Source organism: Pseudomonas sp. WS 5027, from assembly GCF_012985695.1.
GTDB lineage: Bacteria > Pseudomonadota > Gammaproteobacteria > Pseudomonadales > Pseudomonadaceae > Aquipseudomonas > Aquipseudomonas hygromyciniae.
The window spans coordinates 171,630-198,348 of the sequence record NZ_JAAQWU010000003.1; the positions used below are offsets into that span (position 1 = coordinate 171,630).

A 26,719-nucleotide genomic window follows, 5' to 3' on the forward strand; every position below is an offset into this window, starting at 1 on the left:
CGAGCAAGCCCGCTCCCACAGGGGTCGGATGATGCTTTGAAGATTAGGTTTCACCTGGCAATTGACTGCCAAACAACACAAAAATAAAAAAGATCCGAGGTGTTGCATGTCCCAGTTAGAAACGCAGATTCCTGCCGCGCCCGCCATGGTGCGGCTTCCACTTTTGCAACTGATTCTGGTGGGCCTGCAACATGTACTGCTGATGTACGGCGGCGCGGTGGCCGTACCGCTGATCATCGGACAAGCTGCAGGCTTGAGTCGTGAAGAAATCGCCTTTTTGATCAACGCCGACCTGCTGGTGGCGGGGATCGCCACCATGGTCCAGTCCTTTGGCATCGGCCCGCTGGGTATCCGCATGCCAGTGATGATGGGCGCCAGTTTCGCCGCCGTCGGCAGCATGGTCGCCATGGCCGGCATGCCAGGTATCGGTCTGCAAGGGATTTTTGGCGCGACCATCGCCGCCGGATTCTTTGGCATGCTCATCGCCCCCTTCATGTCCAAGGTGGTGCGTTTCTTCCCACCTTTGGTGACCGGTACCGTGATCACGGCCATCGGTCTTTCGTTGTTTCCTGTCGCGGTGAACTGGGCCGGCGGTGGCGCTAGCGCTGTGCAATTCGGCTCGCCGATCTACCTGGCCATCGCCGGCCTGGTGCTGGCCACCATCTTGCTGATCAACCGTTTTATGCGTGGTTTCTGGGTCAATATCTCGGTACTGATCGGTATGGCCCTGGGCTACGCGCTGTGTGGATTGCTCGGCATGGTCGACCTCGGCGGCCTGGAGCAGGCGCCATGGCTGCAGGTGGTCACGCCATTGCACTTCGGCATGCCCAAGTTCGAGTTGGCGCCGATCCTTTCGATGTGTCTGGTGGTGGTGATTATCTTTGTCGAGTCCACCGGCATGTTCCTCGCGCTGGGCAAGATCACCGGCCAGGAAGTCACCCCGAAAATGCTGCGGCGCGGCCTGCTGTGCGATGCCGGTGCGTCGTTCTTCGCCGGGTTCTTCAACACCTTCACCCACTCCTCTTTCGCCCAGAACATCGGCCTGGTGCAGATGACCGGTGTGCGCTGCCGTTCGGTGACAATCATGGCCGGGGCCTTTTTGATTGTCCTCAGCCTGCTGCCCAAGGCCGCATTCCTGGTGGCTTCGATCCCTCCTGCGGTACTGGGCGGGGCGGCCATCGCAATGTTCGGCATGGTGGCAGCGACCGGGATCAAGATCCTGCAGGAAGCCGACATTGCCGACCGTCGCAACCAGTTGCTGGTAGCGGTCAGTATCGGCATGGGCCTGATCCCGGTGGTGCGCCCGGAGTTCTTTGCCCAACTGCCGTTGTGGATGAGCCCGATTACCCACAGTGGCATCGCCATGGCCACGCTCAGCGCGTTGTCGCTGAACGTGCTGTTCAACATTCTGGGCGGTTCAGAACGCCCCGCCGTCGCCCATACGCATTGATTCCTTCGTTACTACAAAAATAACAACGAACAGGGAACATCAACATGCACACCACCAACTTGGGGCCGACCACACGCCGTGCCCCATTCTCGCCCCTCGCGCTCTTTTACAGCGCACTTGAGCACAGGCTCTGGAGCCAGTATTCTCCGCGCCCGCTCGAATCGACTCAAAAAAAAACAGCGAATGTAAAAGCTGACTTAAAGGCCAACTTATCCCGGCCTTATGTCTGCTGCCAAAGTGCGCAAAAGTCCTCTGAACCCGACTGCATCCCATGCAGCCGGCGGGGATTTTTTGGCTTTTCAAACACTTTGGCGCAGCTCTTGCTAAAAGCATTAAAGCTGACCGAACAGACGATTTTTGCAGCGAACCAAAAGGCGCCACACCAGAGCGCCTGCGTAGAAGAAAAACCACAAAACTTTAGCTCGGGAGCAACCGAATGAAACGTACCGTGAACAGCCTGATATTGGCCGGATCCCTGTTGGCCGGGGGCCAAGCAATAGCGGGTGACCTGTTGCAGTGGCAGAACAACAGCCTGACTTACCTGTGGGGCAAGAACTTCAAAGTCAACCCAGAGATCCAGCAAACCGTTACCTTCGAACATGCCGATGCCTGGAAGTACGGCGACAACTTCTTCTTCCTCGACCGCATCTTTTACAACGGTAAGGAAGACGGCAACGTCGGCCCCAATACTTACTACGGCGAGTTCAGCCCGCGGCTGTCGTTTGGCAAGATCTTCGATAAAGACTTGTCCTTCGGCCCGATCAAAGATGTATTGCTGGCGTTCACCTACGAGTTCGGCGAAGGCGACAACGAGTCGTACTTGGTCGGCCCGGCGTTCGACTTGAACATCCCTGGCTTTGACTACTTCCAGTTGAACTTCTATCAGCGCCAGACCGAAGGCAATCGCCCGGGTGACGGCGTATGGCAGATCACCCCGGTCTGGTCCTACACCATTCCAGTGGGCAACTCCGATGTGCTGATCGACGGTTTCATGGACTGGGTGGTGGATAACGACAAGAACGCCCGTGGCACTTACCACGCCAACCTGCACTTCAACCCACAGGTCAAATATGACCTGGGCAAGGCCATGAGCTGGGGCGCCAAGCAGTTGTATGTGGGTTTTGAATACGACTACTGGAAGAACAAGTACGGGATCCAGGACAGCGGCGCGTTCGAGACCAACCAGGACACGGCGAGCCTGTTGGTCAAGTACCACTTCTAAAGCCAACCCCGGCCTCCCCTGTGGGAGCGGGCAAGCCCTCTCCCACACAAGCCCGCGCCCCGATTCAGTTCGGGGTCAAGCCCAGGAACCGCTGCAACTCTTCGCGCTTGGCCAGCGCATCGCGCCGGCCCAACTCGATCAACTCACTGCAATATCCCGCCTCGAACAGCAGATAGCTGAGCACCCCCGCCCCGCTGGTTTTGGTCGCCCCTGGCCCACGCAAAAACAGACGCAACGCCGCCGGCAGTTCCTGGCGATGGCGTGCCGCGATTTCATCGATGGGTTGGCTGGGCGCAATCACCAGTACTTCAACCGGTGCAAGACCGCGCGCAGCGCTGTTGGCCGGTTGCAGATGGCTGAACTGGTTGAGGCGCTCCAGTAACTCGATGTCACTCTCCAGGCTGTCAATGAACGTGCTGTTGAGCATATGCCCACCGATCTGCGCCAGGGTCGGCTCCTGGCCGGTGTAGGTGCGCTGCTGCGGCACCGAGGGGTCCGGGGAACGCGGGTTGCCACTGACACCCACCACCAGTACCCGGCTGGCCCCCAGGTGCAACGCCGGGCTGATCGGCGCTGATTGGCGGACGGCGCCATCGCCAAAATATTCCTGATCGAGTTTGACCGGCGCAAACAGTAATGGGATCGCCGAACTGGCCAGCAGATGCTCCACGGTCAATTGCGTGGGCAGGCCGATGCGCCGGTGGCGCAGCCAGGCGTCGATGGTGCCGCCGCCCTGATAGAAGGTCACCGCCTGCCCCGACTCATAGCCGAACGCAGTCACCGCTACGGCATGCAGGTGCTTATGGCGGATTGCCTCATTGATACCTTCCAAGTGCAGCTTTTCTTGCAGCAACTGGCGCAGCGGCGAGCTGTCGAGCAGCGCCACCGGCACGGGTGACCCCAGACCCAGCAAGCTGCGGGTCAGAAAACGGCTGGCCTGGTGAATCACCCCCGGCCAGTCGCTGCGCAGCACCAAGTGGCTGCGAAAGCCCTGCCAGAATGCGGTGAGGCGCGCGATTGCTGCGCGAAAGTCCATGGCGCCGCTCGCCAGGCTCACCGCATTGATCGCCCCGGCCGAGGTACCGACAATCACCGGGAAGGGGTTGGCAGCCCCCGGTGGCAACAGTTCGGCAATCGCCGCCAAGACACCGACCTGATACGCCGCACGCGCCCCGCCACCAGAAAGAATCAAGCCTGTGACCGGTTCAGTGGGGCGCATTGCATAACTCCATGGGCGGGGGGAAATCCGTTTGTTCAGCGGCGCTTTTCGTACAGCTTGGGTTCGCCCGGTGGCCGGCTCTTGAAGCGACGATGGGCCCACAGGTACTGTTCGGGGCACTGGCGTACCGCGGTTTCTACCCATTGGTTGATACGCAGGCAGTCGACCTCATCGGATTCGCCGGGGAAGTCGCTCAAAGGCGGATGAATCACCATGCGGTAGCCACTGCCATCGGCCAGGCGCTCCTGGGTAAACGGCACCACCAACGCCTTGCCCAGGCGCGCGAACTTGCTGGTGGCGGTGACTGTGGCCGCCTGGATGCCGAACAACGGCACAAAAATGCTCTGCTTGGCGCCATAGTCCTGGTCCGGCGCGTACCAGATCGCCCGGCCGGCGCGCAGCAGCTTGAGCATGCCACGCACGTCTTCGCGCTCTACCGCCAGGGAGTCGAGGTTATGGCGCTCGCGGCCACGGCGCTGGATAAAATCGAACAACGGGTTGCCGTGCTCACGGTACATGCCATCGATGGTGTGCTTCTGCCCCAGCAAGGCCGCACCGATCTCCAGGGTGGTGAAATGCAGGGCCATGAGGATCACGCCCTTGCCTTCCCGTTGCGCCTGCTTGAGGTGCTCCAGCCCTTCGACATGGGCCAGGCGCGCCAGGCGCTGTTTGGACCACCACCAACTCATGGCCATCTCAAAGAAGGCGATACCGGTGGAGGCAAAGTTTTCCTTGAGCAAATGTTTACGCTCCTGGGCGGACATTTGCGGGAAGCACAGTTCCAGGTTTCGCGCGGCAATACGCCGACGCTCACCGGCCACCCGGTACATAAACGCACCCAGCACACGACCAATTCCCAGCAGCACACGGTATGGCAACTGGGTAATCAGCCACAGCACACCGAGCCCCAGCCATAGCAGCCAGAAGCGCGGGTGAAAAAATACAGCTCGAAAACGCGGGCGATCCATTACAGATTCCGGTAAAGACAGGGCCGCGCATTCTACAACGGTTCGACCCGGCTTGCGGCTAGCGGTTGTTCTCGTTATAAGTCTCGACACTTTTCGTGACAAGCCGCTTTGCCGACCATGAGCCAAACCGAATCGCTAGACCAAGATCCCGTCTTCCAGCTCAAAGGCAGCATGCTCGCCATTACTGTGCTGGAACTGGCCCGTAACGACCTTGATGCCCTGGACCGCCAGCTCGCCGCCAAGGTCGCCCTGGCTCCGAATTTCTTCAACAACGCGCCGCTGGTGCTGGCCCTGGATAAATTGCCGGCCGGCCAGGGCGCGGTTGACCTGCCCGGGCTGATGCGTGTTTGCCGCCAGCATGGCCTGCGCACGCTGGCCATTCGAGCCAGCCGGATCGAAGACATCGCAGCCGCCATCGCCATTGAACTGCCAGTATTGCCACCGTCCGGCGCCCGCGAGCGTGTGCTCGACCCGGTGGAAGGTGAAGTGAAGAAAAAACCGGAAAAACCACCGGAGCCGACGATCAAGCCTACAAGGATCATCACCTCTCCCGTACGCGGCGGGCAGCAGATTTACGCCCAGGGCGGCGACCTGGTGGTGGTCGCTCCGGTCAGTCCTGGCGCGGAACTTCTCGCCGATGGCAACATCCATGTATACGGCCCAATGCGTGGCCGGGCACTGGCTGGAGTCAAGGGCGATACCAAGGCCCGGATTTTCTGCCAGCAATTGAGCGCTGAGCTAGTGTCCATCGCCGGCCAGTACAAGGTTTCGGAAGATTTGCGCCGTGATCCGCTGTGGGGGGCCGGGGTACAAGTCAGCCTGTCGGGCGATGTGTTGAACATCATCCGTCTTTAACGGATACTGCCGCATTTTCCAAGCATCTCTGGACTCTGATAGCACAGCGAAACCGGCAAGACTTGCGTAGGAATAATTGAAAGGTGGCGCTTCCCCTACGGGAAGCACATCTTTTTCCTACGAAGGCTGTCCGCCTGCGGCGAGTTTCAAGAGATGTTTTTCAGGGACTGAGAGGTCCTTTTTCCTTAGGGGTGAAACACCTTGGCCAAGATTCTCGTGGTTACATCCGGCAAGGGTGGTGTGGGTAAGACCACCACCAGCGCCGCTATCGGTACCGGCCTCGCTCTGCGCGGCCACAAGACAGTCATCGTCGACTTCGACGTCGGTTTGCGTAACCTCGACCTGATCATGGGCTGCGAGCGCCGTGTGGTGTACGACTTCGTCAACGTGGTCAACGGCGAAGCCAACCTGCAACAGGCCCTGATCAAGGACAAGCGCCTTGAGAACCTGTATGTACTGGCCGCCAGCCAGACCCGTGACAAAGACGCGCTGACCAAAGAAGGCGTGGAAAAAGTCCTGATGGAGCTCAAGGAAACCTTTGAGTACGTGGTCTGCGACTCCCCGGCTGGTATCGAGACCGGTGCTCACCTGGCGATGTACTTCGCCGATGAAGCCATCGTCGTGACCAACCCGGAAGTGTCTTCGGTACGTGACTCGGACCGTATGCTGGGCCTGCTGGCCAGCAAATCCCGGCGCGCCGAAAAAGGCGAAGACCCGATCAAGGAACATCTGTTGCTGACCCGCTACAACCCTGACCGTGTCAGCAAGGGCGAAATGCTCGGCGTTGAAGACGTCAAAGAGATCCTGGCCGTGGCCCTGCTGGGCGTGATCCCGGAATCCCAGGCCGTACTGAAAGCATCCAACCAAGGCGTACCGGTCATCCTCGACGACCAGAGCGACGCCGGCCAGGCATACAGCGATGCCGTTGATCGCCTGTTGGGAAAAACCGTGGAACACCGCTTCCTCGATGTAGCGAAGAAGGGATTCTTCGAGCGCCTGTTTGGAGGCAACTAAACAATGAAATTTCTCGACTTCTTTCGCGCCAACAAAAAGCCAAGCACCGCATCGGTAGCGAAAGAGCGTCTACAGATCATCGTGGCGCACGAACGCGGCCAACGCAGCACCCCGGACTACCTGCCAGCCTTGCAGAAGGAACTGGTGGAGGTGATCCGCAAGTACGTCAATATCGGCAACGATGACGTGCATGTCGCCCTGGAAAACGACGGCAGCTGCTCGATTCTGGAACTCAATATCACCCTGCCTGATCGTTGATCGAACAGGCGGTCGCCTCGGCGGCTACGCTACCCGCCCCTGTAGGAGCGAGCTTGCTCGCGAAGAATTCAACTGCACCGCGTTCATCCTGGATAAACGCAGCGCTCTCAGGTTCTTCGCGAGCAAGCTCGCTCCTACAGGGGGTGGTTGGCGCAGCCGCCGTTGGCGTTTGTTACGAGGCTGTTTAATGCCGCTGTCCAATATCCATATCCTTCACCAGGATGACGCTGTCCTGGTGGTGAACAAGCCGACCCTGCTGCTCTCGGTGCCTGGTCGCGCCGACGACAACAAGGACTGCCTGATCACCCGCCTACAGGAAAACGGTTATCCCGAGGCCCGCATTGTCCATCGACTGGACTGGGAAACGTCGGGGATCATCCTGCTGGCCCGGGATGCCGACACCCACCGCGAACTGTCCCGCCAGTTTCACGACCGTGAAACCGAAAAAGCCTACACCGCCTTGTGCTGGGGCCAGCCGGAGCTGGACAGCGGCAGCATCGATCTGCCATTGCGCTACGACCCACCGACCAAGCCTCGCCATGTGGTGGACCATGAGTTCGGCAAGCACGCCCTGACCTTCTGGAAAGTCCTGGAGCGCTGTGGAGATTGGTGCCGGGTCGAGCTGACGCCGATTACCGGGCGTTCTCACCAACTGCGGGTACACATGCTGTCCATCGGCCACCCGCTACTGGGCGATGGCTTGTATGCCCACGAACAGGCCCTGGCCGCCTGGCCGCGCCTGTGCCTGCACGCCAGCATGCTGAGCTTTACTCACCCACAGAGCGGCGAGCGCGTGCGCTTCGAGTGCCCAGCGCCGTTCTAACCTGTAAACGCAATTAAAACGTGGGAGCGGGCTTGCTCGCGAATGCGGTGTGTCAGTTGCTGGATAAACTAACTGATCCACCGCATTCGCGAGCAAGCCCGCTCCCACATTTGTTCTGTGCACTTATCACATCGGACGGTAAACTCGCGCCATTGCTGTCTGGAGCTACTTATGCGCGAAGCGTTGAATCAAGGCCTGATCGACTTCCTCAAGGCCTCTCCCACCCCCTTTCATGCCACTGCGGCCCTGGCCCAGCGCCTGGAAGCTGCCGGTTTCCAGCGCCTCGACGAGCGCGAGACCTGGACTACCGAGGCCAACGGTCGCTACTACGTGACCCGCAACGACTCCTCGATCATTGCCTTCAAGATGGGCCGCCAATCGCCCCTGCACGACGGCATCCGCCTGGTCGGCGCCCATACCGACAGCCCATGCCTGCGGGTCAAGCCGCAACCTGAGCTGCAACGCCAGGGCTTCTGGCAACTGGGCGTGGAAGTCTACGGCGGCGCATTGCTGGCGCCGTGGTTCGACCGTGACCTGTCCCTGGCCGGGCGCGTGACGTTCCGCCGTGACGGCAAGGTCGAAAGCCAGTTGATCGACTTCAAGCTACCCATCGCCATCATCCCCAACCTGGCCATCCACCTGAACCGTGAAGCCAACCAGGGCTGGGCGATCAATGCCCAGACCGAGCTACCGCCAATCCTCGCGCAGTTTGCCGGTGATGAGCGCGTGGACTTCCGCGCCGTGCTCACCGACCAACTGGCCCGCGAACATGGGTTGAACGCTGATGTGGTGCTCGATTACGAGCTGAGTTTCTACGACACCCAAGGCGCGGCGGTGATCGGCCTGCATGGCGACTTTATCGCCGGCGCGCGCCTGGACAACCTGCTGTCGTGCTACGCCGGCCTGCAAGCGCTGCTCACCAGCGAGACCGACGAAACCTGCGTGCTGGTGTGTACCGACCACGAAGAGGTCGGCTCCTGCTCGGCCTGCGGTGCCGACGGGCCGATGCTGGAACAGACCCTGCGTCGCCTACTACCTGAGGGTGATGAGTTCGTACGTGCGATTCAGAAGTCGCTGCTGGTATCTGCCGACAATGCCCATGGCATCCACCCCAACTACGCCGACAAGCACGACGCCAACCACGGCCCGAAACTCAATGCCGGCCCGGTGATCAAGGTCAACAGCAACCAGCGCTACGCCACCAACAGCGAAACCGCCGGGTTCTTCCGCCACCTGTGCATGGCCGAAGAAGTGCCGGTGCAGAGCTTTGTGGTGCGCAGCGACATGGGCTGTGGCTCGACCATCGGCCCGATCACCGCCAGCCACTTGGGCGTGCGCACCGTGGACATCGGCCTACCGACGTTCGCCATGCACTCGATCCGCGAACTGTGCGGCAGCCACGACCTAGCGCACCTGGTGAAGGTGTTGAGTGCGTTCTACGCAAGCCGCGACCTGCCCTGAGATCAGCTGTGGCGAGCGGGCTTGCCCCGCGCTGGGCTGCGAAGCAGCCCCAAAACGCCCGCCGCGTTTCTTCAGATAAACCGCGATGTCCGGGTTTAGGGCTGCTTCGCAGCCCAGCGCGGGGCAAGCCTGCTCGCCACAGGGGAGGTCGCCAGTGTCTGAAAGTTGTGTAGATACCGATGCCCCCGCTGGGCTGCGCAGCAGCCCCAAAACCTGCCACATCTATCTGTCTGAAAAACCTCAGCGGTCTTGATTGACTTGGGGCTGCCGCGCAGCCCAGCGGGACAAGCCCCCTCGCCACGACAGCGCCTGGCCACATAGCCTTCGCCCTATCTGACACACATCAACCCCACTTGCGCCAATCCAGCCTAGACTGACAATCATCTTTCTACGACAAGGCCGTCCCACCATGATCCCGATGTCCGCCTTCCACGCCATGCTTATCCCCATCCTCACGGGCATGATCCTGCTGGCCGTTGGCTTCAACTTCCGCGACAAAAATCTCGGTGTGTTTGGCATGTGGGTCGGCATGCTGTTGATCCTCGGCACCATCGTCTACCGGATCCTCGCGAAACTGGCCGATTAACAAATGCACTCGCATTGGGCATAGCGCCCTCGTACACTCGGTCGATCTGTCGTTTCCAAGGTTGACCGCCTCGTGCTTGCCCGTCTGTTTGCCCTGCCCCACTGCCTGCTCCTTTGCCTGCTGATCCTGTTGCCTATCGCCCCTGCCCAAGCGGTCGGCCTGCCAGGCATCCTGGGCAGCACCACCAAAACCCAGCCACAGGCCGACGTGCCGCTGGGGCAGTCTTTGGACGAGGTGATCAAGACCCTGGAAAACGACCAGCAGCGCACCAAGCTGCTGGCCGACCTGAAGAAGCTGCGCGAGGCCACGAAAAAGGCCCAGCCTCAGGCCGAGCAAGGGGTGCTGGGCCTCATCGGCGGCACCCTGGCCAGCCTCGAGCAACAGCTGTCCGGCGCCGACAGCCCACTCAATCGCTGGTCCGTCGAGTTCGACCAGGCCAAGACCGAGCTGGCCGCACTGATGCTGCCCGCCAGCGAATGGCTACCGATCATCTTTGGTTTTGCCATGGTGCTGATGCTCTGGAGCCTGCTGGCGGCCGCGCTGATCTGGCTCGGCCATCGAGTGCGCCTGCGCTTTGGCCTCAGTGAAGAGCTGCCACAACACCCCAAGACCTGGGACATGCTGCGTTTTGCCCTGCGCAAACTCGGCCCATGGCTGATTGCGCTGGTGATCACCGTCTACCTGAGTTACGCCCTGCCCTCGTCCCTGGGCAAGTCCCTGGCGATGGTGCTGGCGTACGCGCTGGTGATCGGCACCTGTTTTTCGGCGATCTGCGTCATTGCCTTTTCCGTGCTTGACGGCCCGCACCGCCACCGGGCCCTGTACATCCTGCGCCACCAGGCGTTTCGCCCGCTGTGGCTGATCGGCAGCTTCGCCGCCTTCGGCGAGGCGCTGAGCGACCCGCGCCTGACCGAAGCCCTGGGCATCCACCTGGCACACAGCGCGGCGACCGTCGCCAATGTCCTGGCGGCACTGTCCACCGGTGTGTTTATCCTGCGTTTCCGCCGGCCCATCGCGCACTTGATCCGCAACCAGCCACTGTCCCGGCGCCTGACCCGCCGCGCCTTGAGCGACACCATCGAGATCATCGGCACCTTCTGGTACCTGCCCGCGCTGCTGCTGGTGGGCATTTCGCTGTTTGCCACCTTCGTGTCCGCAGGCGATACCAGCACCGCCTTGCGCCAGTCATTGCTCTGCACGGTGTTGCTGGTGCTGTGCATGGTGATCAACGGCCTGGTGCGCCGCCACTCCCTCAAGCCTCAACGTGGGCACAAGCGCCATGCGCTGTATTCCGAACGCCTGAAAAGTTTCGTCTACACCCTGGCCCACCTGGTGGTGTGGCTGGTGTTTATCGAGCTGGGCCTGCGGGTCTGGGGCTGGTCGCTGATCCGCTTTACCGAAGGCGATGGGCATGAAATCAGCGTCAAGCTGTTCGGCCTCGCGGGCACCCTGCTGTTCGCCTGGCTGATCTGGATCCTCAGCGACACCGCGATCCACCACGCCCTCACCCGCTCGCGCAAAGGCCTGGCCAATGCGCGGGCGCAGACCATGATGCCGTTGATCCGCAACGTGCTGTTCGTGACGATCTTTATCATCGCCGCCATCGTCGCCCTGGCGAACATGGGCATGAACGTCACGCCACTGCTGGCCGGTGCCGGTGTGATCGGCCTGGCCATCGGTTTTGGCGCGCAGTCACTGGTGGCGGACTTGATCACCGGCCTGTTCATCATCATCGAAGACTCCCTGGCCATCGATGACTATGTGGACGTCGGCGGCCACCTCGGCACCGTCGAAGGCTTGACCATCCGCACCGTGCGCCTGCGCGATATCGATGGCATCGTGCATACCATCCCGTTCAGCGAGATCAAGAGCATCAAGAACTACTCGCGGGAATTCGGCTATGCGATTTTCCGCGTGGCAGTGCCTGCCAGCATGGACATCGACACCGCGATCAAGCTGATGCGCGACGTCGGCCAGAAGATGCGCGCCGATCCGCTGCAGCGCCGCAATATCTGGTCGCCCCTGGAGTTCCAGGGTGTAGAGAGTTTCGAGTCCGGCAACGCCATCCTGCGCGCGCGTTTCAAGACCGCGCCGATCAAGCAGTGGGAAGTGTCGCGGGCGTTCAATCTGTCGCTCAAGCGCCATCTGGATGAGGCCGGCATGGACCTGGCGATGCCGCGCTTGAGTGTGCAGGTGGTGACAGCGGCGAGTGGGCCGCAGGACGCTCAAGTCACATCCACACCGACATGAATCGCATCATGGCGCCAGAACTCCAGGTCGCAATCAATCAGGCGCTGATGCTGATCGTAATTGACCCGGGCGATTCGCAGCCCGGGGCTGCCTGCCGAGACCTTCAGGGCTGCTGCCGCTTCCACCGCTAATGAAGTCGGCACAATTTCAAAGCGCACGCGTCCGTAATGCAGGTCGTACTTGCGGGCGTACAACTCGGTCATCGACTCGTTCAGGTCACACGCCAGGATCCCCGGAAAATACTGAGGGTTGAGGTAGTGCTCGACATACAACACCAACCGCCCATCAATACGCCGCCTGCGGCAGATCTGGATCACGCTCGATAGCGCTGGCAGTTGCAGCCACGCGCAAACAGCCGCCGAGGCCGGTTGCAGGCGTGCCGAAATGACTTCAGTGCAAGGCACCCGCCCCTGAGCGCTGACCATGGCGTGGAAGTGGCTGCGCTGCATCAAGTTGTAGGCCAGCCGGGGTGGCGAAACGAACCAGCCACGGCGTTCCTCGCGGTAGATCTGGCCCTGGGCTTCCAGTTGCAGCAAAGCCTCGCGCACGGTGATGCGGGTGGTACCAAACAACTCACTGAGTTTGCGCTCGGCCGGCAATTTGCTCGCCGGGCTCAATAAACCGTGGCTGATCTGCTCTTGCAGCGCCAGGCCGATGGCTGTCACCGCTTTGGTTGCCTCATCACGCATCAACGTTACCTATCTGGACTAGGCCAGCACTGTTTGGGTGCGCCAAATGCCCCTGAAATGGGCGGCGGCTATTGCGTGCAAGCCTAGGCATTGCACATGACCGACAGATGACAGCCTCTTGCGCCGCCGCCTCACACGCCCTGCAATACATCGGCCAAGTCCAGATATTACGGGCTCGCGGTCGTGGTCTACGCTTACCCGGCAGGTGCCTGCCCAGGCACTTTAAAAACGACATCGACATGAAACTGTCATCCAGCGCGCCTAAATTGGCTCGTGTATTGCTGACCTAGACCAAACCAACCGCGCCATCAAAAAATCGCAGCGTTGAAAACGCCCAAAGGAGCTTCGGATGAAACAGCTTTTCCTGGCATCACTGTTAGGCTCGACCATTGCCATGTGCACCGCCGCCATGGCCGCTGACACCGATTTGAAAACCCTGGAAGCTGCCGCCAAGGCAGAAGGCGCTGTGAACAGCGTCGGCATGCCCGATGACTGGGCCAACTGGAGAGGCACCTGGGAGGACCTGGCGGCCAAGTACGGCCTCAAGCACATCGACACCGATATGAGCTCGGCCCAGGAAATCGCCAAGTTCGATGCGGAAAAAGACAATGCCAGCGCCGATATCGGCGACGTCGGTGCAGCCTTTGGGCCGATTGCGGCCACCAAGGGCGTCACACAAGCCTACAAGCCCAGCACCTGGGAACAGATCCCCGATTGGGCCAAGGATAAAGACGGCCACTGGGCGCTGGCCTACACCGGCACCATCGCGTTTATCGTCAACAAAAAGCTGCTGCACGGCTCCGAAGCCCCGACCAAGTGGGCGGACCTGAAGAACGGAAAATACAAGGTCTCGATTGGTGACGTGAGCACCGCCGCCCAAGCCGCCAACGGCGTGTTGGCAGCCGCCCTGGCCAACGGTGGCGACGAGAAGAACATCCAACCGGCGCTGCTGATGTTCGCCGAAATTGCCAAGCAGGGGCGTATTTCCCTGGCCAACCCGACCATTGCCACCATGGAAAAAGGTGAAGTGGAAGTGGGCGTGGTCTGGGACTTCAACGGCCTGAGCTACAAGGCCAAGATGGCCAACCCGGATGACTACGTGGTGCTGATCCCATCGGATGGCTCGGTGATTTCCGGCTACACCACCATCATCAACAAATACGCCAAGCACCCGAACGCCGCCAAGCTGACCCGCGAATACATCTTCAGTGATGCCGGGCAGATCAACCTGGCCAAGGGCAATGCGCGGCCGATCCGTGCCGAACACCTGACCCTGCCCGCCGAAGTGCAGGCCAAGCTGCTGCCTAACGAGCAGTACAAAAACGTAACCCCCATCAAGGACCCGGCCGCCTGGGAGGCAACCTCCAAGGGCTTGCCGCAGAAGTGGCAGGAAGAAGTCATTATCAACATGCAATAAGCCCTGGGTGGGAGCTGGCTTGCCGGCGATAGCGGTATGACATTCAGCACTTGTATCGGCTGATGCACCGTTATCGCAGGCAAGCCAGCTCACACAGTTGATCCGGTTCCAGAAGAACCACGCAATCAAGCCCAATTTGTCGCGGAGCCCCTGCCCCTATGAAGCACAACGTCATCCTTGTGGTGCTCGACGGCCTCAATTACGAGGTCGCCCGACATGCCATGGGGCATCTCCAGGCCTACGTCGGTGCCGGGCGTGCGGCGCTGTACAAGCTGGAATGCGAATTGCCCGCCCTGTCCCGCCCGCTGTACGAATGCATCCTCACCGGCGTACCACCGATCGACAGCGGCATCGTGCACAACCACGTCTCGCGCCTGTCCAACCAGCGCAGCATTTTCCATTACGCCAGCGCCGCCGGCCTGACGACCGCAGCGGCGGCTTACCACTGGGTCAGCGAGCTATACAACCGTTCCCCCTTCATCGCGCCCCGTGACCGGCACACCGACGACAAAGACCTGGCGATCCAGCACGGGCACTTCTACTGGAGCGATCATTACCCGGACGCCCACCTGTTCGCCGACGCCGAAAGCCTGCGCCTCAAGCACGCGCCGAACTTTTTGCTGGTGCACCCGATGAATATCGACGACGCCGGCCACAAGCACGGCCTCGATACCGCGCAATACCGCAACAGCGCCCGCACGGCCGACATTATCCTGGCCGACTACCTGCAAGGCTGGCTCGATGCCGGCTACCAGGTGCTGGTAACGGCCGACCACGGCATGAACAACGATCGCTCCCATAACGGCCTGTTGCCAGAGGAGCGTGAAGTCCCGCTGTTTGTACTCGGTGATGCCTTCAGCCTCGACCCCAAGGCCCAGCCCAGGCAAACCGATATCTGCGGCACCGTCTGCGCCCTGCTCGGCGTTGCCCACGAAAAACCTGTCTGCCAGGAGCTATTGAAGTGAGTTCAGTGATCCGCGGCAAATGGCTGGCTGCCTTGTGCCTGGTACCTTTCGCCCTGTTTTTTATCGTGTTCCAGATCGCTCCGTTGTTCTGGGTGATGGTCAACAGCCTGCAATCGGAAGAGTTCGGCTGGGGCCTGGCCAACTTCAGCAAGATCTTCAGCTCCAAGTTCTACCTACAGGCGATCAAGCACAGCCTGGAGATCAGTTTCTACTCCAGCATCTTCGGCATCATCATCGCAGTGCTGGGCAGCTACTCGTTGCGCAAGGTGGATTCGCCGCTGCGCAATTTCGTCACAGCCTTCGCCAACATGACCAGCAACTTCTCCGGCGTGCCCCTGGCCTTTGCCTTCATCATCCTGCTGGGGTTCAACGGCAGCATCACCATCATGCTCAAGCAGGCTGGGATCATTCAGGACTTCAACCTGTACTCCAAGACCGGCCTGATCATTTTGTACACCTACTTCCAGATTCCCCTGGGCGTGTTGCTGCTGTACCCGGCCTTCGATGCGCTGCGCGAAGACTGGCGCGAGTCCGCAGCACTCCTGGGTGCCAATGGCTGGCACTACTGGCGGCATATCGGTCTGCCGGTGCTGACGCCGGCACTGCTGGGTACTTTCGTGATCCTGGTGGCCAATGCCCTTGGGGCCTATGCCACGGTGTACGCGTTGACCACCGGCAACTTCAACGTGCTGCCGATCCGCATCGCGGCGATGGTGTCCGGTGACATTTCCCTGGACCCGAACATGGCCAGCGCCCTGGCCGTGATCCTGGTGGCGCTGATGACCGTGGTCACCGTGGTCCATCAACTGCTGCTCAAGAGGAGCTACCATGTCTCGCGCTGAAGCCAGCCCCGTTGCCCTCTATCATCGCGTGGTGGTGTACCTGCTGTTCGCGATCCTGGTGCTGCCGCTGATTGGTACCCTGGTGTACTCCCTCGCCAGCAGTTGGTCGGCGACCATCCTGCCCGCCGGCTTTACCTTCAAGTGGTATGTACAGCTGTGGAGCGATCCGCGCTTTTTGCATGCCTTTGGGCAGTCGCTGCTGGTCTGCGTGGGTGCGCTGATCCTGTCGGTGGTGCTGATCCTGCCGCTGCTGTTCGTGGTGCATTACCACTTCCCCAGGCTCGATGCGCTGATGAACATCCTGATCCTGCTGCCCTTCGCCGTACCGCCAGTGGTGTCGTCGGTGGGGCTGTTGCAGCTGTATGGCTCGGGGCCGCTGGCCATGGTCGGTACGCCGTGGATCCTGATCGGCTGCTACTTCACCGTGGCGCTGCCGTTCATGTACCGCGCGATCACCAACAACCTGCAGGCAATCAACCTGCGTGACCTGATGGACGCCGCCCAACTACTCGGCGCCAGCACCTGGCAGGCGGCGATCCTGGTGGTGCTGCCCAACCTGCGCAAGGGCCTGATGGTGGCGTTGCTGCTGTCGTTCTCGTTCCTGTTCGGCGAGTTTGTGTTCGCCAACATCCTCGTCGGCACGCGCTATGAGACCTTGCAGGTGTACCTCAACAACATGCGCAACAGCAGCGGCCATTTCACCAGCGCCGTGGTCATTTCCTATTTCCTTTTCGTGCTGCTGCTCACCTGGGCCGCCAACTTCTTGAACAAGGACAAAAGCCAATGAGCTTCGTCAGCGTCCAGCACCTGCAAAAAAGCTACGCCGCCACCCCGGTGTTCAGTGATATCAACTGCGAGATCGCCAAGGGCGAATTCGTCACCCTCCTCGGCCCGTCCGGTTGCGGCAAGTCCACGCTGCTGCGCTGCATCGCCGGCCTGACGCCGGTGGACAGCGGGCAGATCCTGCTGGACGGCCAGGACATTGTTCCGTTGAGCCCGCAGAAGCGCCATATCGGCATGGTGTTCCAGAGCTACGCGCTGTTCCCCAATATGACCGTGGAACAGAACGTCGCCTTCGGCCTGCGCATGCAGAAGGTCAACGCCGATGACAGCCACAAGCGGGTCCAGGAAGTGTTGCAACTGGTCGAGCTCAAGGACTTGGCCGGGCGCTATCCGCACCAGATGTCCGGCGGCCAGTGCCAGCGCGTCGCCCTCGCTCGCTCCCTGGTCACCCGGCCGCGCCTGCTGCTGCTCGACGAGCCGCTATCGGCCCTGGATGCGCGAATTCGCAAACACCTGCGCGAACAGATCCGCCAGATCCAGCGCGAGCTGGGGCTGACCACCATCTTCGTGACCCACGACCAGGAAGAAGCCCTGGTCATGTCCGATCGCATCTTCCTGATGAACCAGGGCAAGATCGTGCAGAGCGGCGACGCCGAGACCCTCTACACCGCTCCGGTGGATGCCTTTGCCGCCGGGTTTATCGGCAACTACAACCTGTTGGACGCCGAGCAGGCCAGCAAGCTGTTGCAGCGCCCGGTCAACGGGCGCATCGCCATCCGCCCCGAATCCATCGAGCTGAGCAACAGCGGCGAACTGGACGCCCTGGTCCGCAGCCACAGCCTGCTGGGCAATGTGATTCGCTATCGTGTCGAGGCCCGGGGCGTCGAATTGGTGGTGGACGTGCTCAACCGCTCGGCCCAGGATCTGCACCCAGACGGGCAACGCCTGGCACTTTCCATCGATCCCAGTGCGCTGTGTGAGGTAGCCTGAGGATGCAGTGTTCATTGAGGAAGCATGACTGATGGCTTTGGTAATTTTTGATCTGGACGACACCCTGATCCACGGCGATTGCGCCACGTTGTGGAGCGAACAGATGGGCCGCCTGAACTGGGTCGACCCTGAATCGTTCATGCGCAAGAACAACGAACTGATGTCCGCCTACAGCCGCGGCGAGTTGGCCATGGAAGATTTCATGGACTTCAGCCTGGAACCGATGATCGGGCGCACCCCGGAAGAAGTCGCGCACCTGGTGGAGCCGTGGGTGGAAGATGTTATCGAACCGCTGATCTACAGCGACGCCACCAAGACCATCGCCCGCCACCGCCAGAACGGTGACCGGATCCTGGTGATCTCGGCCTCGGGCACGCACCTGGTGACGCCGATTGCGGCGCGCATTGGCATCGATGAGGTGCTGGGGATTGAACTGGAGGTGGCCCACGGGGCGTACAACGGCAAGACCGTGGGTGTACTGACCTACCGTGAAGGCAAGATCACCCGCTTGATGCAATGGCTGGAACAGGAAGGTGAAAGCCTGGAAGGTGCGTACTTCTATTCGGATTCACGCAATGACTTGCCGCTGTTGAGAAAGGTCGATTACCCACAGGTGGTGAATCCGGATCCTGTGCTAAGGGCCCACGCTGAACAGGCGGGCTGGCCGATTCACCAGTGGACCTGACAGCGCGTTTCCTGACTTGAAACCCAATCAAAATGTGGGAGCAAGCCCGCTCCCACACTTTTGACCCGGTTTCAATTCGGGATCGACATTTAAGCCAGGCTTTCGTCAATCACCAGCACCAACTTCCCGGAAATCTGGTTGGTCGCCAGCTCCGCAAACGCCGCCTCAGCATCCTTGATCGCAAAGGTCTTGGCCAACTGCGGGCTCAAGCGCCCTTCACCAAACAACGGCCACACCTGTTGGCCCAAGTCGCTCAGCAGATCCGCCTTGAACTGATCATCGCGGTTGCGCAAGGTCGAGCCCAGCACCTGCACGCGCTTGGCCAGCACCTGCGCCAGGTCCAACTGGGCCTCGCGCCCGCCCATCAAACCAATCAACACCCAACGACCGTCGCGGGCCAGGAGCTTGAGGTTAATGGCCGCGTAGTTGCCGCCCACCGGGTCGAGAATCACATCGAACGGGCCAAAATCGCCCAGGCTGTCGATGCCATCGGTACGTACCACGCCGCCCTGGGCGCCGAGCTCTTCGCAGTAGGCCAGGCGATCCGCCGAACCGACACTGACCCAGCACGGGCTGCCAAACGCCTTGCACAGCTGGATCGCCGCCGAACCGACGCCACTGGCGCCCGCGTGCAACAGCACCTTTTCACCCGGCTTGAGTGCCGCCAGTTGGAACAGATTCAGCCAGGCCGTGCTGTACACCTCAGGCAAAGCGGCCGCTTCAGCCAGGGACAAGCCCTCCGGCACTGGCAGTACGTGGCGCGCGTCCACCACCACTTCCTGCGCCATGCCACCGCCGGCCAACAGCGCACAGACCCGATCCCCCACCTGCCAGGAAGACCCGGCGCCGACCTCACTGATAACGCCGGAACACTCCAGTCCCAATACCTCGCTGGCACCCGGAGGTGGCGGATAGAGCCCTGCACGCTGTAATAAATCAGCCCGATTCAAGCCGGCTGCCGCCACTCGAATACGAACTTGCCCTACATCGCACGTAGGACTAGGGGTCTCAACCCACTCCACATGACCTTCAACGCCTTGCAATGCTTTCACAGTGCCTCCATAGTGAGTCTGGACTGAGCCCGTTGCTGTAGCGCCGGGCTTTTTGCATTATGCGACCGGCCCAAATGGAACCGGCGACTTCAAAGACGGCCTAATATGCGTTATCAATTGCCCCCGCGTCGAATCAGCATGAAGCATTTGTTCCCCAGCACCGCCCTCGCTCTTTTCATTGGTCTCGGCCTGTTGCCGCTGTCGACCAATACGTTCGCAGCTAACAGCTGGGACAAACTTCAGCCTGATCGCGATGAGGTGATTGCCAGCCTTAACGTCGTCGAGTTGCTCAAGCGCCACCATTACAGCAAGCCGCCGTTGGACGATGCGCGCTCGGTGATTATCTATGACAGCTATCTCAAGCTGCTGGATCCCTCGCGCAGCTATTTCCTGGCCAGTGATGTTGCCGAGTTCGACAAGTGGAAGACCCAGTTCGACGACTTCCTCAAGAGCGGCGACCTGCAGCCTGGCTTCACCATCTATAAGCGTTACCTGGACCGCGTCAAAGCGCGTCTGGACTTCGCCCTGGGTGAGCTGAACAAAGGCGTCGACAAGCTCGACTTCACCCAGAAGGAAACCCTGCTGGTGGATCGCAAGGAGGCCCCGTGGCTGACCAGCACCGCCGCCCTGGATGACCTGTGGCGCAAACGCGTCAAGGATGAAGTCCTGCGCCTGAAGATCGCCGGCAAAGAACCCAAGGCGATCCAGGAGCTGCTGACCAAGCGCTACAAGAATCAATTGAGCCGCCTGGAACAGACCCGCGCCGAAGATATCTTCCAGGCCTATATCAACACCTTCGCGATGTCCTACGATCCGCACACCAATTATCTGTCGCCAGATAACGCGGAAAATTTTGATATCAACATGAGTCTTTCCCTCGAAGGCATCGGTGCCGTGCTGCAGAGCGACAACGATCAGGTCAAGATCGTGCGCCTGGTGCCCGCAGGCCCTGCGGACAAGACCAAGCAAGTGGCCCCGGCCGACAAGATCATCGGCGTGGCCCAGGCCGACAAAGAGATGGTCGACGTAGTCGGCTGGCGCCTGGACGAAGTGGTCAAGCTGATCCGTGGACCGAAAGGCAGCGTGGTGCGCCTGGAAGTGATTCCGCACACCAATGCACCTAACGATCAGACCAGCAAGGTGGTGTCGATCACCCGCGAAGCGGTGAAGCTCGAAGACCAGGCCGTGCAGAAGAAAGTCCTCAACCTCAAGCAAGATGGCAAGGACTACAAGCTGGGCGTCATTGAGATCCCGGCGTTCTACCTGGACTTCAAGGCCTTCCGTGCCGGTGATCCGGACTACAAGAGCACCACCCGCGACGTGAAGAAAATCCTCACCGAGCTGACCAAAGAGAAGGTTGACGGCGTAGTCATCGACCTGCGCAACAACGGTGGCGGCTCGTTGCAGGAAGCCACCGAGCTGACCAGCCTGTTTATCGACAAGGGCCCTACCGTGTTGGTGCGCAACGCTGACGGCCGTGTGGATGTGCTGGAAGACGAAAACCCCGGTGCCTTCTACAAAGGCCCGATGGCGTTGCTGGTCAACCGTCTCTCGGCTTCGGCCTCAGAGATTTTCGCCGGCGCGATGCAGGACTACCACCGCGCAATGATCATCGGTGGCCAGACCTTCGGCAAAGGTACGGTGCAGACCATCCAGCCGCTCAACCATGGCGAACTGAAGCTGACACTGGCCAAGTTCTACCGGGTTTCCGGGCAGAGCACCCAGCATCAGGGCGTACTGCCGGACATCGATTTCCCGTCGCTCATCGACACCAAGGAAATCGGCGAAAGCGCCCTGCCCGAAGCCATGCCATGGGACACCATCCGCCCAGCCATCAAGCCCGCATCGGACCCGTTCAAGCCATACCTGGCCCAGCTCAAAGCCGAACATGACCTGCGTTCCGCCAAGGATGCCGAGTTCGTGTTTATCCGCGACAAGCTGGCCCTGGCCAAGAAGCTGATGGCCGAGAAGACCGTCAGCCTCAATGAAGTGGACCGCCGCGCGCAGCACACCGATATCGAGAACCAGCAACTTGCCCTGGAAAACATCCGCCGCAAGGCCAAGGGTGAAGCCCCGCTCAAGGAGCTGAAGAAAGAAGACGAAGATGCGCTGCCGACCGAACCTGAAAAGACCAAGCCGGAAGATGATGCCTACCTGAGCGAAACCGGGCGGATTCTGCTGGACTACCTGAAAATCAGTAAGACGGTGGCCAAGCAGTAAATGATGGCAATTTAATGTTGCCGCTCCACTGAGCGTCATCAAACAGACATCATTCTGTCGTGAAATGAAGGACCGGGCGCCCCAGGCACCCGGTCCTTTTTTTTCGACCGAGATCATCATGACCATGACCGAACAGCTGAATGCCCTGGGCTCCATCCTGGCTCAGGGCAGTTTGCACAGTCTGTTCCAACCCATCATCAGTCTCAGCGAACGCCGCATCCTCGGCTACGAAGCGTTGAGCCGCGGCCCCTCCAACAGCCCACTGCACTCGCCCCTCGCGTTGTTTAGCGTGGCGCGCCAGGCCGGGCGCCTGAATGAGCTGGAGATAGCCTGCCGACAAAGCGCCTGCAAGCGCTTCAGTGAGCAGAAACTGCCGGGCAAGCTGTTCCTCAACGTCTCGCCCGAGTCCCTGCTGGAAACCACCCATCAACCGGGGCGCACTTTGCAGATGCTGCGCGAGTACGGGATCGCGCCCAGCCAGATCGTGATCGAACTCACGGAGCAAGCGCCGACCGACGATTTCCAACTGCTGCAGACCGCCCTGCACCACTATCGTGACATGGGCTTTTCAATTGCATTGGATGACTTGGGCGCCGGTTACTCCAGCTTGCGCCTATGGTCCGAGTTGCGCCCGGACTACGTGAAGATCGACCGGCATTTTATCGACGGCATTCATCAGGATGCGCTCAAGCGCGAGTTTGTCGGCTCCATCCTGCAGATCGCCAGGGCGTCCCGTGCGCAGGTAATTGCTGAAGGCATCGAGTTGCCAGAAGAGTTGGCGGTGCTCACGGAAATGGGCGTGGATCTGATCCAGGGCTACCTGCTGTGCCGTCCCCAGGAGCACCCGCCGACCGAAGCCCGGTTGATGCTGGCCAAGCCTGACAGCACCAGCATCTCTTTCAACGAGGAGGCCAGTGACCTCAGCGCCCTGCTCAACGAACAACCGGCCGTGGCCCAGGACACCGCCACGGCCAAAGTGCTGGAAGCGTTCCGCAGCCAGGCCAACCTCAACTCCCTGGCGGTCCTCGATGGACGCGGTCAGCCTATCGGAATCGTGCATCGGCATTCGTTGTCCGACGCCTTGCTCAAGCCATTTGCCACCGATCTGTTTGCGCGCAAGCCCATCAGCCGCTTGATGAGCGACGACTTCCTGGCCGTGGAACTGAGCCAGTCGTTGCAACAGGTCAGCCGTCTACTGACCAGCCGCGCACGGCAACGCATCGAAGAAGATTTCATCATCACCCAGAACGGCAACTACCTGGGATTGGGCCGGGTAATTGACGTGCTCAAGCTGATTACCGAACTGAAAATCCAGCAGGCGCGCTACGCCAACCCACTGACCCTGCTACCGGGCAACGTGCCGATCCAGCAGTGCCTGACACGGCTGCTGCAGCAGCAGCGCGAATCGGTGATTTGCTATGTGGATATCGACAGCTTCAAGCCGTTCAACGATATCTACGGCTATGGCCGTGGCGATGAAGTGTTGTTGTGCCTGGCGCAATGCCTGAACGACCGGGTAGACCCCAGCCGCGATTTTGTCGGGCATATTGGCGGCGATGATTTTTTACTGGTGCTGGGCGCCCAGGACTGGCGCAAGCGTCTTAACCAGTTGGTGGATGATTTCCAGACCCAGTGCCGGCGTTTCTACCGCAGTGAGCATTTGGAGGCGGGCTGTTTTATCGCCCTCAATCGCCAAGGGGCACGACAGGAGTTTGCCTTGCTGTCGCTGTCCATCGGCGTGGTGCATCTGCATCCGTTGAGTTGTGGACACCTGGATGCCAGCCAGTTGGCGGAACTGGCCTCGCAGGCCAAGCATCACGCCAAAAACGTGGCCGGTTACAGCATCCACGTCATCGACAGCCGAGAGCTTCTGTAGGAGCCGGCTTGCCGGCTCCTACAATTGCTCCAGGCGGATCTGCGCCAGCGGATGCCCGGCCTTGGCGGCGATGGTCCACCAGCGTGCGGCTTCGACCGGGTCCGGGGCCTTGCCCAGGCTGCCTGCCAGGCTCAGCACGCCGACTTGATAGGCGGCCTTGCCGTCCCCGGCCTGCCCCGCCAGGCGCAGCAAGCGCACGCCCTCTTCCCGTGCGCCAAGGCCCTGGCCGCGAAAGGTCAGGATATGCCCATAGAAACTTTGGGCCTCGACATTACCCAGGTTGGCCATGCGTGCAAACTGACCCTCCAGCCAACGCCAGCCACGGGGCTGACGCACAAACCAAGACCAATGAAACAATCTGCGCGCCAGCCAATAGCTGGCATACGCTTTGAGCTTCCAGAACACTCAAGCCTCCGCTGACTCAGGATATTCGTACTCGAACACACGGACCACTTCCGAGGCATGCCACGACGCTGCAGCGACGCCATCGGACGGCCCGCAAAAACGTCCAAGACGTTCGACACATTCAAAAAAACCGGTACGCGGCAAGCGACTCGCGCCCTGGCTGATCACCAGTGAACTGCGCAGGGGTTGCTCCGCCTTGGCATCCAGGGCCGCCAGGTGTTCGAGGGCGGCGGTCAGGGTTTGCATCGCTGGCGTCGGAAATTGCAGGCGCTCAAGCAATGCGCGATAGGTCAAAAGATGTCGTTGGCGACGGGCCTGATCAAGTTCGTTGAGCAATCCATCCCAATGTTGACGGCTGATGCGCACACTCACATTTGGTCCCTCCAACCCGCAATCCCCAACTCCCAGGCCAGGCTGCGACGGATCGCAGCATCCGGCTGGCGCTCACCACTTTCAATCAAACCCAGGTAGGACGGGCTGATGCCCACGGTACGGGCCAAAGTCTCGATCGCCAGCCCCTTGGCTTCACGCAAGCTGCGCAATTGTTCCAGGGGGCGTAGATCCTGCTCGGTAGCGATGGGAGGGATCTGTGCAGAAGGAGTGGCTGGTTGCTGCAGGCCGGCGGCTTTTAACAGCGCCTGGTACTGAGCCCATGGCAGAACCGCGTATTCGGGTTCGCCATCCCGTGAAATGATTTGTATATCCATGACTGCCCCGTAGGATCACAACACTTACGAAGTAAGTACTTTCCTTAGGAGTGTAATCCTAACAGCCACAAAGAGCGCAGGGGGATAATCCGCGTCTTCAGTTTTTTTTCGGATTTTCCTGCTCCAACAGCTGTGGCGTGGCGGGCAAGCGCTCAACCACCACCAGCTTTTCCGGGCGCTGGCGTTCACGCCAGGCGCGGAAGGCACTCAACTCACCGTCCAGGGACTTCATGACCCAGGCCAGAACCGCGATGTCATCGAGCATGCCGAACATCGGCAGGAAGTCGGGAATCGCATCAATCGGGCTGAGGAAATACATCAGGCCCGCCACCACCGAGATCAGCGCCTTGGGGCTGATGGCCCGGTACTCGCCGCGCCAGTAAGCCAGACACAACGCCTGGAGCAGCTTCAGGTCGTCCTTGAGCTTGCCCAGGCGGTTGCCCTGGCTTGAACCTTTGGCAGCGACCGCGAACAACAGGGTCGGCAGGCGTCCACGCCCGATCAGGCGTGCGGCCAACGGTAGGAAGCGGGTGAAATTCCAGGGTGCTTTCATCGTCACTCCAGTTCCAGGCAAGAGAAAAGGTTATCCACACAACTTGTGGATAACCTTGTGAACAGAGCCCATTTTCGCGGCTGAAAGCCACGTAATACAAGGCCCAGAGTCAGATCGGGCGTTTTTTGCGCACATAAAAAAATCCCAAGATTTCATTGACTTGGGGGGCATCTGCGGCTACCCGTGCCGAGGTATAGCATCAGACTGCTCTAAGTCGCAGGCGTTCGTTCCGATTGCACGGGATCCGCTTTCAGCGCGCTCACCCACTGTGGCGAGCGGGCTTGTCCCGCGCTGGGGTGCGTAGCAGCCCCAATAGGGCAACCTCGCTGTCTCAGGCAGACTGGGGCTGCTACGCACCCCAGCGCGGGCGATGCGGCGTTCCGACAAGCCCGCTCGCCACAATAAGCCTGCTCGTCATGAGTAAAGAGGATTTGCAGAAACGACAACGCCCCGTATAAACGGGGCGTTGTGTGTTCAGCAGCTGCTTACTTCGCAGCCGGTGCCTCAGGAGCGTCAGCCTTGGCCGGGTCCTTGATTGCCAGCAGCTCCAGGTCGAAGACCAGTACGGAGTTGGCTGGAATCGCCGGGCTCGGGCTCTGGGCGCCGTAGGCCAGGTCGGACGGGATGTACAACTCGACCTTCTCGCCCACGTGCATCAGTTGCAGGCCTTCGACCCAACCTGGAATCACGCCGCTGACCGGCAGGTCAATCGGGCTACCGCGATCCACGGAGCTGTCAAAGGTGGTGCCGTTGGTCAGCTTGCCGGTGTAGTGCACAGTCACTACGTCGGTAGGCTTGGGTTGCGCGCCTTCGGCCTTCTTCACGATCTTGTATTGCAGACCGGAAGCGGTGGTGACGACGCCGTCTTTCTTGGCGTTGTCTTCGAGGTATTTCTTGCCGGCGGCTGCCGACTCTTCGCTCATCTTGGTCATGCGTTCTTCAGCACGCTTTTGCAGTGCGGAAAACGCTTCAACCAGTTCGTCGTCCTTCAGCTTCTGTTCTTTCTTGCCGACGGCATCTTCGATGCCTTGGGCAACGGCTTTGGAGTCCAGGTCATCCATACCTTCCTGAGCCAGGCTTTTGCCCATGTTCAGGCCGATACCGTAGGAAGCTTTCTGCGCCGGGGTTTTCAGCTCTACGCTGGTTTGCGAATCACAACCCGCAAGTACCAGGCTAACCAGGGCCACCGCCGCCGCCAACCGATGCTGTTTCATGCTATTTCCTTGTTCATGCGCCAAAAGGGCATTCGAATAAAGTCGCGAGCTTATCAGGCGGCCACGACCAATGGCTACCGGCATGTGAGCAGGAAACTTCTGATAAGTTCACGTGTTTAAAAGCATTTTCATCTGCCCTAACGCCCGGCGAAGGACAGCCGCTGTACCGAAAACCGCCTGCGTAGACGGATCATGGCTACTTGCCGCCTACCGCG

Annotated in this window: 27 protein-coding genes; 18 read left to right on the forward strand and 9 right to left on the reverse strand. The window is 60.4% G+C overall.

What is annotated here, in order from left to right; translation table 11 throughout:
• The first annotated feature begins 106 nt into the window (after positions 1 to 106).
• The 3 genes from HBO09_RS05800 to HBO09_RS05810 are packed head-to-tail and all read left to right on the forward strand — an operon-like array spanning position 107 to position 2,672.
• A complete protein-coding gene (locus HBO09_RS05800; RefSeq protein ID WP_169994145.1) occupies positions 107 to 1,450 on the forward strand; it encodes a nucleobase:cation symporter-2 family protein in 1,344 nt (447 codons plus the stop codon).
• A gap of 44 nt (positions 1,451 to 1,494) precedes the next feature.
• Positions 1,495 to 1,890, forward strand: a complete 396-nt coding sequence (locus HBO09_RS05805; protein WP_169994148.1) for a hypothetical protein — start codon at positions 1,495 to 1,497, stop codon at positions 1,888 to 1,890.
• Complete coding sequence (locus HBO09_RS05810) at positions 1,887 to 2,672, forward strand: outer membrane protein OmpK (RefSeq protein ID WP_029300394.1); 786 nt, start codon at positions 1,887 to 1,889, stop codon at positions 2,670 to 2,672. The genes HBO09_RS05805 and HBO09_RS05810 overlap by 4 nt, the downstream gene beginning before the upstream one ends.
• Positions 2,673 to 2,736: 64 nt before the next feature.
• Here HBO09_RS05810 and HBO09_RS05815 read toward each other — a convergent pair whose 3' ends face one another.
• Positions 2,737 to 3,891, reverse strand: a complete 1,155-nt coding sequence (locus tag HBO09_RS05815) for a patatin-like phospholipase family protein (protein WP_169994151.1) — start codon at positions 3,889 to 3,891, stop codon at positions 2,737 to 2,739.
• Positions 3,892 to 3,926: 35 nt separating this feature from the next.
• Entirely contained in the window at positions 3,927 to 4,859 is a 933-nt protein-coding gene (locus HBO09_RS05820) for a lipid A biosynthesis lauroyl acyltransferase (protein WP_169994154.1), read from the reverse strand.
• A 117-nt stretch (positions 4,860 to 4,976) separates the two neighbouring features.
• On the opposite strand from HBO09_RS05820, the gene minC reads away from it, so the two are divergent.
• From minC to HBO09_RS05855, 7 genes are all read left to right on the forward strand, one after another.
• Complete coding sequence (gene minC / locus HBO09_RS05825; RefSeq protein ID WP_038447253.1) at positions 4,977 to 5,714, forward strand: septum site-determining protein MinC; 738 nt, start codon at positions 4,977 to 4,979, stop codon at positions 5,712 to 5,714.
• Positions 5,715 to 5,915: 201 nt separating this feature from the next.
• Positions 5,916 to 6,728, forward strand: a complete 813-nt coding sequence (minD, locus tag HBO09_RS05830; RefSeq protein WP_057440689.1) for a septum site-determining protein MinD — start codon at positions 5,916 to 5,918, stop codon at positions 6,726 to 6,728.
• 3 nt (positions 6,729 to 6,731) lie between these two features.
• On the forward strand, positions 6,732 to 6,986 hold the full coding sequence (gene minE / locus HBO09_RS05835; protein WP_003175252.1) for a cell division topological specificity factor MinE: 255 nt from the start codon (positions 6,732 to 6,734) through the stop codon (positions 6,984 to 6,986).
• A 187-nt stretch (positions 6,987 to 7,173) separates the two neighbouring features.
• The gene (locus HBO09_RS05840; protein WP_169994157.1) at positions 7,174 to 7,809 is read left to right on the forward strand and encodes an RluA family pseudouridine synthase; all 636 of its coding nucleotides are present in this window, start codon (positions 7,174 to 7,176) and stop codon (positions 7,807 to 7,809) included.
• 171 nt (positions 7,810 to 7,980) lie between these two features.
• Positions 7,981 to 9,270 (forward strand): M18 family aminopeptidase, encoded by a 1,290-nt coding sequence (locus HBO09_RS05845; protein WP_029300406.1) that lies wholly within the window; start codon positions 7,981 to 7,983, stop codon positions 9,268 to 9,270.
• Positions 9,271 to 9,679: 409 nt separating this feature from the next.
• Complete coding sequence (locus tag HBO09_RS05850; RefSeq protein ID WP_169994160.1) at positions 9,680 to 9,856, forward strand: hypothetical protein; 177 nt, start codon at positions 9,680 to 9,682, stop codon at positions 9,854 to 9,856.
• A 72-nt stretch (positions 9,857 to 9,928) separates the two neighbouring features.
• Positions 9,929 to 12,106, forward strand: a complete 2,178-nt coding sequence (locus tag HBO09_RS05855; protein ID WP_169994163.1) for a mechanosensitive ion channel family protein — start codon at positions 9,929 to 9,931, stop codon at positions 12,104 to 12,106.
• On the opposite strand, the gene HBO09_RS05860 is transcribed toward HBO09_RS05855, so the two are convergent.
• Complete coding sequence (locus HBO09_RS05860; protein ID WP_169994166.1) at positions 12,082 to 12,795, reverse strand: UTRA domain-containing protein; 714 nt, start codon at positions 12,793 to 12,795, stop codon at positions 12,082 to 12,084. The two genes, HBO09_RS05855 and HBO09_RS05860, sit on opposite strands and share 25 nt — an antisense overlap.
• A 349-nt stretch (positions 12,796 to 13,144) precedes the next feature.
• On the opposite strand from HBO09_RS05860, the gene HBO09_RS05865 reads away from it, so the two are divergent.
• The 6 genes from HBO09_RS05865 (at position 13,145) to HBO09_RS05890 (ending at position 18,477) form a co-directional block, all read left to right on the forward strand.
• Complete coding sequence (locus tag HBO09_RS05865; RefSeq protein ID WP_169994169.1) at positions 13,145 to 14,212, forward strand: ABC transporter substrate-binding protein; 1,068 nt, start codon at positions 13,145 to 13,147, stop codon at positions 14,210 to 14,212.
• A gap of 158 nt (positions 14,213 to 14,370) precedes the next feature.
• The gene (locus tag HBO09_RS05870; RefSeq protein ID WP_169994172.1) at positions 14,371 to 15,177 is read left to right on the forward strand and encodes an alkaline phosphatase family protein; all 807 of its coding nucleotides are present in this window, start codon (positions 14,371 to 14,373) and stop codon (positions 15,175 to 15,177) included.
• Entirely contained in the window at positions 15,174 to 16,019 is an 846-nt protein-coding gene (locus HBO09_RS05875; protein WP_169994175.1) for an ABC transporter permease subunit, read from the forward strand. Before HBO09_RS05870 ends, HBO09_RS05875 begins: the two co-directional genes overlap by 4 nt.
• On the forward strand, positions 16,006 to 16,806 hold the full coding sequence (locus tag HBO09_RS05880) for an ABC transporter permease (protein ID WP_169994178.1): 801 nt from the start codon (positions 16,006 to 16,008) through the stop codon (positions 16,804 to 16,806). The genes HBO09_RS05875 and HBO09_RS05880 overlap by 14 nt, the downstream gene beginning before the upstream one ends.
• On the forward strand, positions 16,803 to 17,792 hold the full coding sequence (locus HBO09_RS05885; protein WP_169994181.1) for an ABC transporter ATP-binding protein: 990 nt from the start codon (positions 16,803 to 16,805) through the stop codon (positions 17,790 to 17,792). Before HBO09_RS05880 ends, HBO09_RS05885 begins: the two co-directional genes overlap by 4 nt.
• 31 nt (positions 17,793 to 17,823) lie before the next feature.
• Positions 17,824 to 18,477, forward strand: a complete 654-nt coding sequence (locus HBO09_RS05890) for an HAD family hydrolase (RefSeq protein WP_169994184.1) — start codon at positions 17,824 to 17,826, stop codon at positions 18,475 to 18,477.
• Positions 18,478 to 18,566: 89 nt separating this feature from the next.
• On the opposite strand, the gene HBO09_RS05895 is transcribed toward HBO09_RS05890, so the two are convergent.
• A complete protein-coding gene (locus HBO09_RS05895) occupies positions 18,567 to 19,529 on the reverse strand; it encodes a zinc-binding dehydrogenase (protein WP_169994187.1) in 963 nt (320 codons plus the stop codon).
• A gap of 138 nt (positions 19,530 to 19,667) precedes the next feature.
• Here HBO09_RS05895 and HBO09_RS05900 point away from each other — a divergent pair, with 138 nt between their 5' ends.
• Together HBO09_RS05900 and HBO09_RS05905 are read left to right on the forward strand one after the other, a co-directional pair.
• Positions 19,668 to 21,749: a carboxy terminal-processing peptidase gene (locus HBO09_RS05900; protein ID WP_169852119.1), complete on the forward strand. Its 2,082-nt coding sequence runs from the start codon at positions 19,668 to 19,670 to the stop codon at positions 21,747 to 21,749.
• A gap of 118 nt (positions 21,750 to 21,867) precedes the next feature.
• Positions 21,868 to 23,625: a bifunctional diguanylate cyclase/phosphodiesterase gene (locus HBO09_RS05905; protein ID WP_169994190.1), complete on the forward strand. Its 1,758-nt coding sequence runs from the start codon at positions 21,868 to 21,870 to the stop codon at positions 23,623 to 23,625.
• Between the two features lie 18 nt (positions 23,626 to 23,643).
• On the opposite strand, the gene HBO09_RS05910 is transcribed toward HBO09_RS05905, so the two are convergent.
• The 5 genes from HBO09_RS05910 to HBO09_RS05930 form a co-directional block, all read right to left on the reverse strand.
• Positions 23,644 to 24,030: a sel1 repeat family protein gene (locus HBO09_RS05910; protein ID WP_169994192.1), complete on the reverse strand. Its 387-nt coding sequence runs from the start codon at positions 24,028 to 24,030 to the stop codon at positions 23,644 to 23,646.
• Entirely contained in the window at positions 24,031 to 24,402 is a 372-nt protein-coding gene (locus HBO09_RS05915; protein WP_029292807.1) for a hypothetical protein, read from the reverse strand.
• On the reverse strand, positions 24,399 to 24,737 hold the full coding sequence (locus HBO09_RS05920; RefSeq protein ID WP_169994195.1) for a helix-turn-helix transcriptional regulator: 339 nt from the start codon (positions 24,735 to 24,737) through the stop codon (positions 24,399 to 24,401). The genes HBO09_RS05915 and HBO09_RS05920 overlap by 4 nt, the downstream gene beginning before the upstream one ends.
• 97 nt (positions 24,738 to 24,834) lie before the next feature.
• Positions 24,835 to 25,290 carry a YkvA family protein gene (locus HBO09_RS05925; RefSeq protein ID WP_032863275.1) on the reverse strand — a complete coding sequence of 152 codons (456 nt, stop codon included), beginning with the start codon at positions 25,288 to 25,290 and terminating at the stop codon, positions 24,835 to 24,837.
• A 485-nt stretch (positions 25,291 to 25,775) separates the two neighbouring features.
• A complete protein-coding gene (locus HBO09_RS05930; protein ID WP_169994198.1) occupies positions 25,776 to 26,504 on the reverse strand; it encodes an FKBP-type peptidyl-prolyl cis-trans isomerase in 729 nt (242 codons plus the stop codon).
• Positions 26,505 to 26,719: the final 215 nt, after the last annotated feature.